The 13,913-nt window shown below is 73.9% G+C and carries 11 protein-coding genes; 2 read left to right on the top strand and 9 right to left on the bottom strand.

Annotation, left to right across the window (positions count from 1 at the left end; translation table 11 throughout):
* Positions 1-287: 287 nt before the first annotated feature.
* Both ACFVS6_RS08080 and ACFVS6_RS08075 read right to left on the bottom strand, forming a co-directional pair.
* Entirely contained in the window at positions 288-3,116 is a 2,829-nt protein-coding gene (locus tag ACFVS6_RS08080; RefSeq protein WP_389701726.1) for an ATP-binding protein, read from the bottom strand.
* Positions 3,117-3,217: 101 nt separating this feature from the next.
* A complete protein-coding gene (locus ACFVS6_RS08075) occupies positions 3,218-3,625 on the bottom strand; it encodes an ACT domain-containing protein (protein ID WP_389701724.1) in 408 nt (135 codons plus the stop codon).
* 26 nt (positions 3,626-3,651) lie between these two features.
* Here ACFVS6_RS08075 and ACFVS6_RS08070 point away from each other — a divergent pair, with 26 nt between their 5' ends.
* Positions 3,652-4,842, top strand: a complete 1,191-nt coding sequence (locus tag ACFVS6_RS08070) for a low temperature requirement protein A (RefSeq protein WP_389701723.1) — start codon at positions 3,652-3,654, stop codon at positions 4,840-4,842.
* A gap of 64 nt (positions 4,843-4,906) precedes the next feature.
* Here the strand turns inward: ACFVS6_RS08070 and ACFVS6_RS08065 are convergent, their stop codons facing one another.
* From ACFVS6_RS08065 to ACFVS6_RS08040, 6 genes are all read right to left on the bottom strand, one after another.
* Positions 4,907-6,190 carry a hypothetical protein gene (locus tag ACFVS6_RS08065; protein WP_389701721.1) on the bottom strand — a complete coding sequence of 428 codons (1,284 nt, stop codon included), beginning with the start codon at positions 6,188-6,190 and terminating at the stop codon, positions 4,907-4,909.
* Between the two features lie 149 nt (positions 6,191-6,339).
* The gene (locus ACFVS6_RS08060) at positions 6,340-6,579 is read right to left on the bottom strand and encodes a DUF397 domain-containing protein (RefSeq protein WP_389701720.1); all 240 of its coding nucleotides are present in this window, start codon (positions 6,577-6,579) and stop codon (positions 6,340-6,342) included.
* Between the two features lie 228 nt (positions 6,580-6,807).
* Positions 6,808-7,992 carry a thiolase domain-containing protein gene (locus ACFVS6_RS08055; protein ID WP_389701719.1) on the bottom strand — a complete coding sequence of 395 codons (1,185 nt, stop codon included), beginning with the start codon at positions 7,990-7,992 and terminating at the stop codon, positions 6,808-6,810.
* Positions 7,989-9,065 (bottom strand): thiolase domain-containing protein, encoded by a 1,077-nt coding sequence (locus ACFVS6_RS08050; RefSeq protein WP_389701718.1) that lies wholly within the window; start codon positions 9,063-9,065, stop codon positions 7,989-7,991. The genes ACFVS6_RS08055 and ACFVS6_RS08050 overlap by 4 nt, the downstream gene beginning before the upstream one ends.
* Positions 9,065-10,048, bottom strand: coding sequence for a Zn-ribbon domain-containing OB-fold protein (locus tag ACFVS6_RS08045; protein WP_389701716.1), 984 nt, complete (start codon positions 10,046-10,048; stop codon positions 9,065-9,067). The genes ACFVS6_RS08050 and ACFVS6_RS08045 overlap by 1 nt, the downstream gene beginning before the upstream one ends.
* 139 nt (positions 10,049-10,187) lie before the next feature.
* On the bottom strand, positions 10,188-10,988 hold the full coding sequence (locus ACFVS6_RS08040; RefSeq protein WP_389701714.1) for a crotonase/enoyl-CoA hydratase family protein: 801 nt from the start codon (positions 10,986-10,988) through the stop codon (positions 10,188-10,190).
* A 199-nt stretch (positions 10,989-11,187) separates the two neighbouring features.
* Here ACFVS6_RS08040 and ACFVS6_RS08035 point away from each other — a divergent pair, with 199 nt between their 5' ends.
* Positions 11,188-12,819 (top strand): acyl-CoA synthetase, encoded by a 1,632-nt coding sequence (locus ACFVS6_RS08035; RefSeq protein WP_389701713.1) that lies wholly within the window; start codon positions 11,188-11,190, stop codon positions 12,817-12,819.
* A 744-nt stretch (positions 12,820-13,563) separates the two neighbouring features.
* Here the strand turns inward: ACFVS6_RS08035 and ACFVS6_RS08030 are convergent.
* Complete coding sequence (locus tag ACFVS6_RS08030; RefSeq protein WP_389701712.1) at positions 13,564-13,779, bottom strand: hypothetical protein; 216 nt, start codon at positions 13,777-13,779, stop codon at positions 13,564-13,566.
* Positions 13,780-13,913 lie beyond the last annotated feature (134 nt).

The following is a 13,913-nucleotide window of genomic DNA, read 5'->3' as shown; positions in this document are numbered from 1 at the left end:
CCGGTGTGATCGGGGTGAACCGGTGGGACGGAGGTGACGCTCCCCGGTGTCCGCCGGGCGGCCGGGGCCGTCACCTCCGGGGTCCGGGCGGCCGCGTCCGGCGCGGCGAGGCCGGGCCCGTCTCGGAGCGGGGTGGCGCCGGGCCGGGGCGTCTCCTCCACTCCTCGGCCCATGGGGCGGACGGCGTGGAGGAGGACGGCCGTCCCGTCCCGCACCCGAATCCGCATCCGCACGGTCCGGGGCCTCCGGGCCCCGGGGCCGCCGCTGCCGTCAGGAGGGGGGCCGGTTCATCTCCCGCCACGGGCGAACGCCGCGAGCGCGTCCGCGAGTCCGGCCGGATCGGTGCCGAGTTTGCGGCAGACGGCGGACAGTTCGGGGCCGATCTGCGAGGGAAGTCCCTCGATCACGGCCGCGGCGGCGCTCAGTTCCTCCGGGGTCGGCTCGTCCTCCCAGGAGGAGCCGCAGGGCAGCTCCCCGCCGAGGGTGAGGAGCCGGTTCGTGAGGGTGGTGGTGAGCGCGTCCGCGCCGCATTCACGGCTGGTGAGGAGCGCGCGGGTGAGGACGGCCCGGTCCTGGAGTTCGGTGCCGAGCGCGGTCAGGGCGAGGGCCAGTTCGTAGCCGGCCGGGGAGGCCGCGAGCAGGGTGACGGCCTCGTGCAGCAGTGGCAGCCGGTCCTGCGGGTCGGCGACTTCGGCCGATACCCGCAGGGCCTGTCCGATGCCGGAGGGGGCCCCGAAGGCCCGGGCCCGGCGCAGGGCGTCCGCGGCCAGCGCCCTGGCCCTGGTCGGGTCCTCGGGGGCGACCGCCAGGGCAAGGTGCAGCTGCCAGGGGCACCAGGACGGGTTCTGGATGCCGCGCGGGGTGAGCCGTCGGTCCACGGCTTCGAGTTCGGCGATGGCCGCCTTGCGGTCGCCGCGGGCGAGCAGCAGTTCGGCGTGGACGGTCTGGGAGTCGGGGAAGACGACGGCAGCAGGGAAGGGCTCCCCGTAGTCGTGCTCGTGGGCCAGTTCCCGGGCTTCCTCGGTCCGGCCGCGGGCGATGAGGGTGGTGACGAGGATGGCGATGGCGTACCAGTGCACGGGCGTGCGGCGGCCCACGCGTTCGGCGAGCCGGAGGCCGGTGCGGGCCAGCTCCTCGGCCTCGACGAGCCGGCCGCGACGGTAGCGGATGTAGCCGCGCAGACTGTGCGCGAAGGACAGGTGGGCGCCGTACCAGCCCTGTCGTTCGAACTCGGCGGTGCCCGCCTCGAAGAGTTCCTCGGCCCGGCCGGGCCGGTCGGCGTACATGTGGACCATGGCGGTCAGTACGGGTACCTCGAAGCCGCGGTCCTCGTGCGCCCAGCTGAAGTGTTCCTCCAGGACCCGGTCCGCGTGGTGCAGGACCACCTCGACGGGTTCGCCGCGCAGGCAGGCGTCCCAGGCGCGGAGCCCGATGACGTACCGCTCGGTGAGGTCGCGGCCGGTGAGGTGTTCGGCGAGCTTGGTGAGGCGGCGGGAGCGGGCCGGGGAGTCGGGTTCGGCGGCGTTGAAGGCGTCCCACATGAACTGTTCGGACTGCAGGCGCAGTCGGGCGCGGGCGTCCTGGGTGTGCGGGATCTCCCGGGCGAGCAGTTCGGAGGCCTCGGACAGCAGGTCGCTGTGGGAGAGGACCTGGGCGAGGCGGATGACGATGCCCTGGCGCAGGGCCGGGTCGTCGAAGGGTTCGGCGAGGGCGGCCCGCAGGTGGTTGACGGTGTTGGCGGGTTCGGTGAGCAGCGAGGCGCAGCCCAGTTCGTAGAGGACCGCCGCGCGTTCGTCGAAGTCCGGGGGTTCCTGGAGGGCGCGGGCGAGTTGGCGGCGGGCGGCCTCGGGGGCGCCGGCCCGGAGGTTCGCGGCGGCGGCCTCGCGCAGGGTGCGCACCACCCAGGGGTCGTTCTCCGGCTGGGTCTCCAGGAGGTGGCGGGCGGCGGCGGAGGAGCCGAGCCCGGCGTCGACGACGGCGGACGCGGTCTTGCCGTGGAGGGCGACGCGCAGGGCGTCGGGGATGCCCCGGTAGATGGCGGTGGCGATGAGGGGGTGGACGAACTCCAGGCCGGCGTCGCCGTCGTCGGGGGCCGCGGACAGGATGCGGGCGTCGCGCAGTCGGAGGGTGGCGTCGGCGGCCTCCTCGGTGCCGAGACCGGCGACGCGGGCGGCGATCTGCTGCGGGATGGCGGTGCCGAGGACGGAGCAGGCCCAGGCGAAGCGCACGGTGGAGGGCCCGAGGCTCTGCAGGCGGGCGACGAGGCCGCTGCCGCGCTGCGCGGCGACGAGGTCGCGGAGCAGCGGGGCGCTGGCCTCGACCGGGGGCAGGCCCTTGTCGCGGACCTTGGCGGTGAGTTCGACGGCTTCGAAGGGGTTGCCGGTGGTGACGGTCCACGCCTCCTGGCAGAAGGCGTCGTCGGCGTGCTCCCCGACCGCCTCGCGGATCAGGGTGGAGACGGCGGCGGCGCTGAGCGGGGCGAGGCTCAGGGGGCGCTGTCCGGCCCGGCCGGGCAGGGTGCGGAACGACTCGGCGTGCGCGGGCAGTTCGTCGGGTCGGTAGGCGACGACGAGGAGCAGCGGCAGGTGCTCGGCGCGCGGGGCGAAGGCGGCGAGCCAGCCCAGGGATTCTGCGTCGGCCCAGTGGGCGTCGTCGAGCACGAGGACGACGGGGGCCCGCTGGACGGTGAGGTGGGTGAGGACCCAGTCGAGGCCGTCGCGCAGGCCCTGGGGGTCGGGCGGGGCGCCCTCGGGGGCGCACAGGCCGAGTGCGGGGCCGACGATGGCGTACCAGCTGCCGAGGGCCTCGCGCAGGGCGGCTTCGGAGCGGCCGGCCAGTTGGGGCTGGATGAGCTGGCGGGCGACGTGGAAGGGCTGGCTCTGTTCCTGCTCGCCACCGCGGGCGGCGAGCAGGGTGCAGTCGCGGGCCAGCGCCCGGCGGCGCACCTCGGCGAGCAGTGTCGTCTTGCCGAGGCCGGCCGGTCCGGACAGGGCGAGCAGGGCGCCGCCGGTGTCCGGGCCGGGATCGGTGAGCCGGTCGAGGGCCTCGTCGACGGCGACGAGTTCCGCTTCGCGTTCGAAGATGGTGCGCCGTGTCCGGGTCCGGCGGTCCGTCATGGCTGGTACCCCCCAGGCCTGTTCGGAAGGTCAGCGTACGCCCGCGCGTGCGCCGGGGAGGGCCTGAGCTCGGGAAAGATCGGAATGTTTTCCGGATTTCGCTATTCCGCCGAACGGGTGGCGAGTTCCTCCAGTACGGAGACCGCTTCGGCGGCCCGGTCGGCGGCCACGAACAGATGGTCGTGGTGGTAACCGGCGATCACGTTGCAGCTGAGCCCGTGGGCCGCCAGTTCGGCGGCGAAGGCTCCGGTCAGGCCGACGGCGTCGAGGGCGGAGTGGATCCGCAGGGTGATCCGGCCGGCCGTCCAGTCGTAGGCGAGTCCGGCGGCGTCGGCGTCCTCCTGGCGCAGGACCAGGGTGAGGCCCTCGGCCTCCATGACGGTGGCGACGGGGGTGAGTCCGTCGGGTGCGCGCGTGGACCCGGGGAGGGTGCAGAAGACGTACCGGCCCTCGTTCAGTTCCGGGCGCATGCCGCTCAACAGTTTCCTCAGGTCGCTCTCTCCGCTCATGCGCCCACCCTACCTATCATCCCGATATGACCGAATCGGTGGCCCCGGTGGCGAACGAGCCGGGGGAACGGCACGCCTCCTGGCTGGAGCTGTTCTTCGACCTGACGGCGGTGGCCGGCGTCGCCCAGCTGGCGCACCTGCTGCACGGGGAGCCGGGCCGGGCCGATCTCGCCCTGTACACGGTGATGTTCCTGGCCTTCTGGACGGGGTGGATGCTGTTCACGGTGTACGGGAACGTCACCGGCGAGCAGGTCGGCACCCGCACCGTCCTCGCGGGGATGTTCGGCATGGCGGTGATGGCGGCGTCGGTGCACGGGGTGCGCGAGGACAAGGCGTGGGCCTTCGCCCTCGCCTACCTCCTGGTGCGGTCCCTCGCGGGCAACGTGTGGGGTCGGCGCGGGGAGTACGTGGCCGACCTGCCGCTCACCAGGGTCGGACTCGGAGTGGTGCCGTGGATCGTTTCGATGTGGTTCGACGGCCCCCCGCGGTACGCGCTGTGGGCGCTGGGGCTGGCGATCGATCTCGCCGTGATGTTCGTGTTCTCCCCGCAGCGGCTGACGGCTCGGGTGGAGCGGGAGTACGCGGCCGACGGGGCCAAGGGGCCCGGGCGCCCGCCGAAGCCCCACGCCGCGGTGACGAACGCCCCGCACCTCGGCGAGCGGCTGGGCCTCTTCGTGCTGATCGTGCTCGGCGAGGCCGTCGCCCAGATGGTGACGGAGGCTTCGGTGCTCAAGTGGGACTGGGCCGTGTGCGGGGTCGGCGTCGGCGCCTTCGTACTGCTGCTCCAGTTGTGGTCGCTGTCGCTGCGCGTCGGTGCGGCCGGGATCCCGCTGCTGGCGGACGGCGCCCTCCCCCTGCGGTTGGCGCTGCCGGTGCACTGCTTCGCGGCCGGGGCGGTGGCCGCGTTCGCCGCCGCCACGGGCGACGTCATGTCGGACGCGGACAGGGAGGTGCCGGACGCCGTGCGGTGGTTGATGTGCGGCAGCCTGGGGGTGTACCTGCTGATCGCGGGACTGGCCGTGCTGTGCTCGGGTCGGCGGCCGGCCCGCGCGCTCCTCCAGGTGGGGCCCGCGCTGGTACTGGTGGCGGCGCTGTGCGCGCTCGCGGACGGCTGGGGACCGGTGGCCCTGGTGTGGACGCTGGTGCTGGCCGTGCGGTGGCCGCTGCTCGTGGAGCGGCTGCGCCCGCCGCCGACCCCGGCCCGGGCGGCTCCGTGACGGCGGCGCCCCGGTCCCCGGCGTCCCCCGTGGCGGGGGTTGGCGTCGCCACGGGGGGACGGCACTACGGGGCGGGCGTCCGGACGCGGATGCGGGCGGGCGGGACGGCACCGTCCAGGGCGGCCCGTACCCGCTCGTCGCCGGTGCGGGAGCCCCCGCCGAGCTCCAGGGCGCAGCCGCACCGGGCGACGACGGTGCGGCCGCGGCCCCACTGCTCCAACTCCGCCACCTCGCCGAAGCGGTACTCGTGGCACCAGTCGTCGCGGCCGTGGACGATCGGGTGCGGGGTCAGCACCAGCCGCTCGCGGCGGGCCGCGCGGTACTTGACGCGGGCGAGCGGGGTCCTGCGGAAGACCTGGCCGGGCGGGAACGGGGTGTCCCACACCTCGCACACGGAGGTGTGCTCCAGGCGTCGTCCGTCGAGCCCGGTGAGCGAGGGGTGCACCCCGTGGGGCACGGCCAGGTCCGTCAACTCGCCCGGCAGCGGCGGCTCCTGGGCCGGTCGGACCGCTTCCCCCCACAGGGCGGTGGCCGCGACCACCTCCTTGCCCTCGGCCACGTCGAGCACCACGATCCGCTCGACGGAGAGCGCGTCGCGCGGGACCTCGACGACCTCCACGTGACTGCTGATGCCGAGGCTCCCGCGCACCAGCCGGTCGATCCGCTCCACGAGGACGCACTGCCCCGGGCGGGCCGCCGCCGAACCGATCGGGGCGTCGAGGGCGAGGGCGATCCCGTCGGTGTCCCGCTGCGCCCGGACGTGCCCGGTGAGCCGGCGCGCAGCGCGGCGCGCGGGCCGGGCGCCCTCGGGCAGCGGCAGCCGCAGCCCTTCCGGGGAGGGGCCGCCGAGCAGCAGGACGGCGTTGCCCCGCGTGAAGTGGGTCGCCGCGTGCTCCCGGACCATGTCGGCGGTGAGCGCCCGGTAACCGGGGCCCCGCCGGCCGGCGAGGCCGAGGCCTTCCGCACCGTAGCGGGCGTTCAGCGCCTGGGCCGCTCGGACGTCCACGGGCGCCGTGTGCTCGATCTCCAGGATGCCCGCCACGTGTTCCAGGCGCTCCGGGGGCGGGTCGGACAGGGCCCGGCACACCGACTCCAGGAAGCGGACCACATCTTCGGGGGCCCCCGAGCCGTAGAAGCGGGTCTCGTCCAGGTCGGACAGCGACCCGTACGTCACCAGGCCCGCGTCCGCGTCCGCCCGTTCGATGATGAGGCGCTCGACGACCTGGCTCGCGCCCAACGTCCGGTACGTCTCGTCCCGGACCCCGCAGCCGAAGCGCAGACCGAACCGGAGCGGGCCCGTCGAGGGGATCCGGTGGACGGGTGTGCCGTCGATGGTGGTGCGTCCCATGGCGGCGATCCCAGGGCCTGTCGGACCGGATCCGATCCGACCGGGTCGCAGGTCGGATCGGATCGGTTCCGCAGGTCGGACGGGGTCCGCCCGGTGGGGCCGGGGCCGCCGGTGGGGCCGGGGCCGACGGGTCAGGTGGGGCCGACGGGTCAGGTGGGGCCGAAGCGGCCGACCCGTGCCTGTACGACGAACTTGCGCCACTCGTCCGGCGCGAAGATCACCGAAGGGTCGTCGGGGCGCTCGCCGTCGCGCATCGCGATGAACCCCTCGACGAAGGCGATCTGGACGTCGCCCACCCCTCGACCGCCCGGCTGCCAGTCCGCGCCGCTGAGATCGAGGTCGGGCCTGCCCCAGCCTGCGAGGGGTCGCGAAATCATGCTCTCGGCCACGTGCGTGCTCCTCCCGGTACGTCGTCCGGCCGCCCAGGGTAGCCATCGCGACGGGGGCCGCACAGGCCACCCGCGGCACCCGGCGACCGGACGTCGATCCGCCGCCGGGCGGCCACCGGGCGGCCACCGCGCGGCAGCCCGACGGCCATCACCACCGCCGTCACCACCGCCGGCCCCCGCTCCGAGCCGCTCCCGGCGCGCTCCCGGTCGGTGCGCGGGCGGCGCCGGTCAGGTGGTCGGCGGTTCGGAGCCGACCAGCCACATCGCGAAGAACTGCGCCCCGCCGCCGTACGCGTGGCCCATCGCCCGGCGGGCGTCCGGCACCTGGTGCTCCCCGGCCCGGCCCCTCACCTGGAGCGCCGCCTCCGCGAAGCGGATCATGCCGGAGGCGCCGATCGGGTTGGTGGACAGCACCCCGCCCGACGGGTTCACGGGGAGGTCCCCGTCGAGTTCGGTGACCCCGGCCTCGGTGAGCTTCCAGCCCTCGCCCTCCTGTGCGAAGCCCAGGTTCTCCAGCCACATCGGCTCGTACCAGGAGAACGGGACGTACATCTCCACCGCGTCGATCTCCCGCCGCGGGTCGGTGATCCCGGCCTGCCGGTAGACGTCAGCCGCGCAGTCCTTGCCGGCCTGCGGGGAGACGAAGTCCTTGCCCGCGAACAGGGTCGGCTCGCTGCGCATGGCGCCGCCGTGCAGCCACGCCGGCGGGTGGGGCGAACGGTCCGCGCCCGCCCGGTCGGTGAGGATCATCGCGCAGGCGCCGTCGGAGGACGGGCAGGTCTCCGAGTAGCGGATCGGGTCCCACAGCATCGGCGACGCCTGGACCTTCTCCAGGGTGATGTCGTGCTCGTGGAGGTGGGCGTACGGGTTCTTCAGCGCGTTGCGCCGGTCCTTGTAGGCGACGAGCGAGCCGACCGCGTCGGGTGCGCCGGTGCGCCGCATGTAGGCGCGCACGTGCGGGGCGAAGAACCCGCCCGCGCCGGCGAGCAGCGGCTGTTGGAAGGGGACGGGCAGGGACAGGCCCCACATGGCGTTGGACTCGGACTGCTTCTCGAAGGCGAGGGTGAGGACGGTCCGGTGGACGCGGGCGGCGATCAGGTTGGAGGCGACGAGGGCGGTCGACCCGCCGACGGAGCCCGCCGTGTGGACGCGGAGCATCGGTTTGCCGACCGCGCCGAGGGCGTCGGCCAGGTACAGCTCGGGCATCATCACCCCCTCGAAGAAGTCGGGGGCCTTGCCGATGACGACCGCGTCGATGTCGGCCCAGGTCAGTTCGGCGTCCGCGAGGGCCCGGCTCGCGGCCTCGCGGACCAGTCCGGCGATGGAGACGTCGTGGCGGGCCGCCACGTGCTTGGTCTGGCCGATGCCGACGACGGCCACCGGTTCCTTGCCCGTCGTGCTCGTCGTACTCAACGGGGGTCTCCTTCCAGGACGGCGACCAGGTTCTGCTGGAGGCAGGGTCCGGAGGTGGCGTGGGCGACGGCCCGGTCGGACTCGCCGCGGTGGATCCGGGCGGCGGCCTCGCCGATCCGGATCAGGCCGGCGGCCATGACCGGGTTGGCGGCGAGCGGGCCGCCCGAGGGGTTGACGTTCACGGTGTCGCCGAGGCCGAGGGCCTTGCGGAGCACGACCTCCTGCGAGGTGAACGGCGCGTGGAGTTCCGCCGTGTCGACGGGGGCTTCGAAGACCCCGGCGCGTTCGGCGGCGAGACGGGTGGACGGGGAGTCCGTGAGGTCGCGCAGGCCGAGCCCGTGGGCCTCGATGCGGTGGTCGATGCCGGTGATCCAGGCGGGGCGTTCGCAGAGCCGCCGGGCCGCGTCGCCCGCCGCCAGGATCACGGCGGCGGCGCCGTCACCGATGGGCGGGCAGTCGCCGGTGCGCAGCGGCGCCACCAGGTGGTCGCCCTGCGGGACCTCGCCGGTGAGCTGGGCGTGCGGGTTGTCGACCGCGGCGGCCCGGCTGCGGGCGGCGATGGCGGCCAGGGCGTCCTCGTCGGTGTCGCCCGCGTCGATCAGCGCCCGGGCCTGGAGGGCGGCCAGGGCCACGGAGTCGGGCCAGAGCGGGGCGAGGTAGTAGGGGTCGAGCTGTCGGGTGAGGACGTCGCGCAGGGGGCCCGGGGAGGACTTTCCGTACGAGTAGACGAGCGCGGTGTCCGCCTCGCCGGTCTGGATCTTGACCCAGGCCTCGTAGAGGGCCCAGGCGCCGTCCATCTCGACGTGCGACTCGGAGATCGGGGGCCAGGCACCGACTCCGTCGAGGGTCATGGTGAAGGAGAAGGCCCGGCCGGCGAGGTAGTCGCTGGAACCGGAGCAGGTGAAGCCGATCTCCTTGGCCTTGAGGCCGGTCCGCTCCAGTACCTGGTGGATGACCGGCATGACGATCTCGACTTCGCTGAACTCGTCGGTGCGGCGCAGGTGGTCGCTCTGCGCGAAGGCGATGACGGCCACCTCGCGGGCGTACCGCGGGGTCCTCGGCGTGGCGGGCATCAGATGAGCTCCTTGTACGCGTCGTAGTCCGCGTCCGGCTCGCCGGTGGGGCGGTAGTGGTCGGGGTAGCGGCCGCCGTCCGTCCACACGGGTTCGACGCGCAGGCCCATGCGGACCCGGTCGTACGGGATGCCGCCGATCCGGCCGTGGAGGGCGAGGTCGGCTCCGTCGAGGGCGATGTGGGCGTAGACGTACGGGACTTCGATGTCGAGGTTCTTGGCCTTGATGTTGACGATGCAGTAGGTGGTGACCGTGCCGGCCGGTCCGACCTCGACGCGGTCGGTGGTCGCGACCCCGCAGGTGGGGCAGGCGCCGCGCGGCGGGACGTACACCTTGTGGCAGGAGGGGCAGCGCTCGCCGACGGTCCTGCGCTCGGAGAGGGCGCCGATGTAGGCGGTCTGGGCGCGGCCGGGGCTGTACGTGTAGTCCAAGCGGGCCTCGGCGACGATGCCGGTGACGGCGTCGGCGAAGAGCCCGTCGTGGGGGGTGGCCTCGCGCCGGGGAGCGGTGTGCCGCCCGTCGGTCGGTCCCGTGTCCGGCTCGAAGCAGGCGATGTCGGTGATGGCGCCGGTCCGCCCTTCGGCCCAGCGGACGCGGACGCGCATGCCGGTGGTGACGGCTTCGGGGCCGGGGACGTCGAGGACGTGCAGGATCGCCGTGTCGGCGCCGTCGAGCCGGACCAGGACCCAGGCGAAGGGCGTGGCGAGGGGCTGTTGGGGACGGGGTTCTCCGTTCCAGGCCCACGTGGTGACGGTACCGGTGGCGGAGACCTCGACCAGCTCGCGGATCTCCTCGGCCGTGACGGGGTCGTACTCGGTGGGCGGCACCATCACCTTGCCGTCGGAGGTCCGCACGCCGAGGACGACGCCTTCGCGCAGGCCGGTGAGGAAGGCGCTCTGGACGGGGCCGAGGGACCGGGTGAAGGGGAACTCGACGACGAGGGGCGCGCGCAGCACCTCGGGTGGGGACGCGGCGGCTGTCATGGGGGTCTCCGATTCTCCGGGGGACGGGTCGGGGCGGGAGGGGTCGGGGCGGTACGGGGCGGGTCGGGCGCGACAGGTCCGGCGCAACGGGGCGGGCGCGACAGGTCGGACCGGTCGGGGTCGCTCCCGGGCGGCCCGGTCAGGCCCGGCGGTACACCGGCGGTCGCTTCTCGGCGAAGGCCCGGGCGCCCTCCTTCGCGTCGGCGGTGTCGAAGACCGGCCAGCCCCGGGTCAGTTCGGCGGCGAGGCCGTCCGTCTCCGTCATGTCGGCGCTCTCGTAGACCGACGCCTTGACGGCCTCGACCGCGAGGGGCCCGCACGCGTTGATGCGTCCGGCGATCTCCAGGGCCGCCTCCAGGGCGGTCCCGTCGGGCACGACCCGTCCGATCAGCCCGATCCGCGCCGCCTCCTCCGCCGGGTAGGGGCGGCCGGTCAACAGCATCTCCAGGGCGTGCGTGCGCGGGATCTGCCGGGGCAGCCGCACCGTGGAGCCGCCGATCGGGAACAGACCGCGCTTGACCTCGAAGAGCCCGAAAGTGGCCCCGGCGCCGGCGACCCGGATGTCGGTGCCCTGGAGGATCTCGGTGCCGCCCGCGACGCAGTACCCCTCGACGGCCGCGATCACCGGCTTGCGGGGCCGGTGGTGGCGGAGCATCGCCTTCCAGTGCAGGTCCGGGTCGGCCTTCAGCCGGTCCCGGTAGTGGTCCCCCGCCATGCCCTTGCCCGCGAGGGCCTTCAGGTCCATGCCGGCGCAGAAGTCCCCGCCCGCCCCGGTCAGCACCACCGAGCGGATCTCGTCGTCCGCGTCCGCCTCCAACCAGCCGTCGTACAGCCCCACCAACAGCGGAAGCGAGAGCGCGTTCTTCGCTTCCGGCCTGTTCATGGTGAGCACCAGCGTGGCTCCGTGGCGTTCCACGGTCAGGTGTTCCGTCCCACCCATTGCCGTCCTCCCGTCTCAAGACCTAGAACAGGTTGCAGTAGGGGCGGGTGCAGTTCAATAGTTTTCTGACACACAGTCAGTTTTCTTGGGCGACTCCCTTCCCACTTCCGTGCGGCGGCGCTGTAATGACCGCCGAAGCGGACCGGACCGGACCCGGACGAGGGCCCGGCACCAGATGTCACCAGGGTCAGGAGGAACGGTGGAGTACAACCTTGCCGACCTGTTCGAGTCGGTCGTGGACGTGGTCCCGGACCGCGAGGCCCTCGTGTACGTGGACCACCCGGGTACCGGCGCCGAGCGCCGGCTCACCTACGCCGAGTTGGACGCGGCGGCCAACCGCCTGGCACACCACCTGCTGGACAGCGGGCTGGAGCCCGGCGAGCACCTGGGCCTGCACCTGTACAACGGCGTCGAATACCTGCAGACCGTGCTGGCCTGCCTGAAGGCCCGACTCGTGCCGGTGAACGTCAACTACCGCTACGTGGAGGAGGAGCTGGTCTACCTCTACAACGACGCCGACCTCGCCGCGCTGGTCTTCGAGGGCGAGTTCACGGAACGGGTCGCGGCCGCACTGCCACAGACGCCGAGGCTCCGACACCTCATCCGGGTCGGCGAGGTGACCGAGGGGGCCCCGCGACCGGCGATCGAACCCGTCGCGTACGAGGACGCGGAAGCGGCCGGATCCCCCGGTCGCGGGTTCCCCGCGCGCAGCGCCGACGACCTGTTCATCATCTACACCGGCGGCACGACCGGCATGCCCAAGGGCGTCATGTGGCGGGCCGAGGACCTCTTCTTCGCGGGGCTCTTCGGCGGGGAGCCGACCGGGGAACCGGTGAAGCGGCCGGAGGAACTGGCCGAGCGGGTCGCCTCGCGCGGCGCCGGCCTCACCTTCTTCCCCGCTCCCCCGCTGATGCACGGCACCTCGACGCTGACCTCGTTCATCGCCTTCAACTACGGGCAGCGCGTGGTCATCCACCGCAAGTACGTCCCGGAGGAGGTCCTGCGCACCATCGAGAAGGAGAAGGTGTCGAGCGTGTCGCTGGTGGGCGACGCGATGCTGCGGCCGCTCATCGACGCCCTCAACGGCCCCATGGAGGGGACGGACCTCTCCTCCCTGTTCAGCGTCTCGTCGTCCGGGGCGATCATGTCGGAGACGGTGCGCGCCGAGTTCCAGCGGCTGGTTCCGAACGCGCTGCTCCTGAACAACTTCGGGTCGTCGGAGTCCGGATCCAACGGCAGGGCGACGAACGACTCCGGGCCCGAGCGGGGATTCCGACTGGAGGTCAACGACCGCACCCGGGTGGTGGACCCCGTCACGTACGAACCGGTGGCGGTGGGCGTCCCCGGCCGGCTCGCGCAGCGCGGCCACGTCCCGCTCGGGTACTACAACGACCCGGCGAAGACCGCCGAGACCTTCTTCCGCAAGGGCGAGGAGCGTTGGGTGCTGCTCGGCGACATGGCGACGGTCGACGAGGAGGGCATCGTCACGGTCCTCGGCCGCGGCTCGCAGTGCATCAACACGGGCGGCGAGAAGGTCTACCCGGAGGAGGTCGAACAGGCGCTCAAGTCGCATCCGGACGTGTACGACGCCCTCGTCGCGGGCGTCCCGGACCCGACCTGGGGCAGTCACGTCGCCGCGGTGGTGCAGGTACGGACGGGTGCGACCGAGCCGACGCTGGACGCGATCCAGAGCCACTGCCGGACCAGGCTGGCCGGGTACAAGATCCCGCGCCAGCTGGTCATCACCGACACGATCCAGCGCTCGCCGAGCGGCAAGGCGGACTACCGCTGGGCACGGACGGTGGCGACGGAGGCGGACTCCGCGAACTGAAGCGGGCGGCCGCCGGCACCGACACGCCGCCGACACCGCCGGACGGCGGCGGCGGACGGGACGGTCGGCGGCGTGCCGGTGGACGGCGTACGGGCGGCCGACGCCGATCGACGAAACGGACCGTGCACGTCGCGGACCCGCGGGGCGACGACGCTCCACGGGCCCCGCGACGCGCACGGTCCGCCGCGCGTTTCCGGGGTCGCGCGATTCGGCACCGCACGCGCCGGGCCGCGTGACTCCAGGGCCGGACCTTTCCGGGCCGCACGCACCGGGCAGCGCGATTCGGGGCCATGCGTTCGGGTCGTGTTTTCGGGGCCGGGAGGTTCAGCGCCGCGCGTGCGGAGGCCGGGCGATTCGGCACCGTCCGCGCCGCCGCGCGACTCGGTGCCACACCGATTCCGGGACCGGAAGATTCTGGGCTGTCAGTGCCGGGCCGGGTGATTCGATGCGGTCGGCGCCGGGCCCGGCCGGCCAGGGACCGGGCGTTCCCCGGTGGTGCGATCCGGCACCGTGCGCGCCTGGGCGCGCGCCTTCGGGCTGCGGCGTTCCGCGGCCCGCGACCTGCCCGGCCCCGCCGTGCGCGCCGGGCAACGCGATGCGCAGGACCTCCGCGATTCGGCGCCGCGCCCGCGCGACTTCGGGGGCGCCCCGTCGCATGCGTCCACGTACGCGCGGCAGCGAATCGGCGCGTACCGACGGGGGTCGCCCTGCCGGTTTCCGCCGGCGCGGGCGGCGTCGACGGCGTCAGACCTGCGCGCGGAGTTCGGCGGCGACTCCGCGGGCCCAGCCGGCGAGTTCGGGGCGGCCCGCGCCCTGGCCCAGCGTCTCGGCCTGGGCGTCCGCGAGCCGGTGCGGACCGGAATCCTCCAGCAGGTGGGCCACCTCGGCCAGCAACCCGGCCAGGCGGCGCGCTTCGGACGCGCTGAGGCGGACCGATACCGCGGGGTCGATGACGGACATGGCCGCCGCCTCCCTTCGCGCCTCCTCCGGCGGGGGCACCTCCTTCGACCGTACGCCGCCACCCGGGCGGCCGCCGCTCAGGAGGCCTCCCGTAACGATCACTCGTTCGAGTCATTGATTTACCTCGCCAGGTC

Origin of the sequence: Streptomyces sp. NPDC057939 (assembly GCF_042887545.1) — a bacterium.
Taxonomy (GTDB): Bacteria; Actinomycetota; Actinomycetes; order Streptomycetales; family Streptomycetaceae; genus Streptomyces.
This window is presented reverse-complemented; position numbering and strand designations above follow the sequence as displayed.